2 protein-coding genes are annotated in these 1,175 nt (G+C 75.2%); one reads left to right on the top strand and one right to left on the bottom strand.

Features of this window, described 5'->3' with window-relative positions; all coding sequences use genetic code 11:
- Positions 1-578: hypothetical protein (locus G3I65_RS07485; RefSeq protein ID WP_160695435.1), on the top strand; the 578-nt coding region annotated here is incomplete at its 5' end.
- Here G3I65_RS07485 and G3I65_RS07480 read toward each other — a convergent pair.
- On the bottom strand, positions 575-1,175 hold a 601-nt coding region (locus G3I65_RS07480), incomplete at its 5' end, for an MFS transporter (protein ID WP_160695434.1). The two genes, G3I65_RS07485 and G3I65_RS07480, sit on opposite strands and share 4 nt — an antisense overlap.

Below are 1,175 nucleotides of genomic sequence, written 5' to 3'. Positions count from 1 at the left end.
AGGAGCCGGAACGGCGTGCGGCGCGGGTGCTCGACGTTGCGCCCGGCACGCCCGAGGAGAACTGGCTGCGCCGGGCCGAAAGCGCGGCCGAGGGCTTCGGCTCGCTCAGCGACTCCCTCGACCCGGGGCCGCTCGCGGACCGCGTCGCGGACATGGCACCGGTGGTCCAGGAGACGCTGGTGACGCTGCGGCGCCTGGCCGGGCGCGCGTCGGCGACCGGGAAGGCCCTCTCGCGCGTGGACCTCGACGCCGTCTCGACGGAGCGACGCCGGCTGGAACGCGAACTGCGTTCGGCGAGCGCGGAGGTGCGCGGCGACCTGGAGCAGGCGCTGACGGCGGTGCAGGCCCAGGCCGACGTGCACGCCCGGCTGTCCGGCGCGCGCGACAAGCTGCTGGCGCAGCTGCAGTCCGGCGCGCTCGGCCTGGACAGCCTGGTGGCGCGGGGCGCGGAGCTGACGGCCGCGACGACGGACGTCACCGTCGACACCGGCGCCGTCCGGGAGCTGAGCGACCAGCTGGAGGGCATCCGGCAGGGCGTGCTGGAAACCGAGGAGGCGACCCGGAAGTCGCTGGGTTAGACGGCCACCGGCGTCCGATCGCGCCGGGGCAGCAGCAACGGCGTCACGAGCACGAGCACCCCGGCGACCCCGATCGCGACCCGCGGACCGGTGAAGCCGGCGAGCACGCCCCACACCGCGGTCAGCGCGGCGATCGCCGCCTTGGTGCTGACCGACCACGCCGAGAGCGTGCGGGCGGCGCGGTCCGGCGGCAGCTGTTCGAGCCGGTAGGTGGCCAGCACGGGGTTGAACACGCTGCAGCTGACGATCAGGCCCAGTTCGACGACCATGACGAAGACCAGCCCGCTCGTGCCGCCGGGCAGGAAGGCGAGCGCGAGCAGCCAGCACGCCCGGACCGCGCCCGACGTCAGCAGCACGGGGTGCCGCCCGAACCGGGCGACGAGCCGCGGGGTCAGCCGCGAACCGGCCAGCCCGCCGAGGCACGGCACCGCGAACGCGAGCCCGTACTGCCACGGCGTGAGCCCGAGCTCGCCCAGCATCAGCACCGCGAGCAGCGGCTCGGTCGCCATGACCAGGCCGTTGAAGACCATCGCGTTGAAGAGCAGCGGGCGCAGCCCGGGGTGGGCCAGCAGGAACCGCCACCCGTCGGCCAGGTCC

The sequence above is a fragment of the Amycolatopsis sp. SID8362 genome (assembly GCF_010550475.1).
GTDB lineage: Bacteria > Actinomycetota > Actinomycetes > Mycobacteriales > Pseudonocardiaceae > Amycolatopsis > Amycolatopsis eburnea.
The sequence above is the reverse complement of the archived record's forward strand: the minus strand, read 5'-3'. Positions and strand labels throughout refer to the sequence as shown.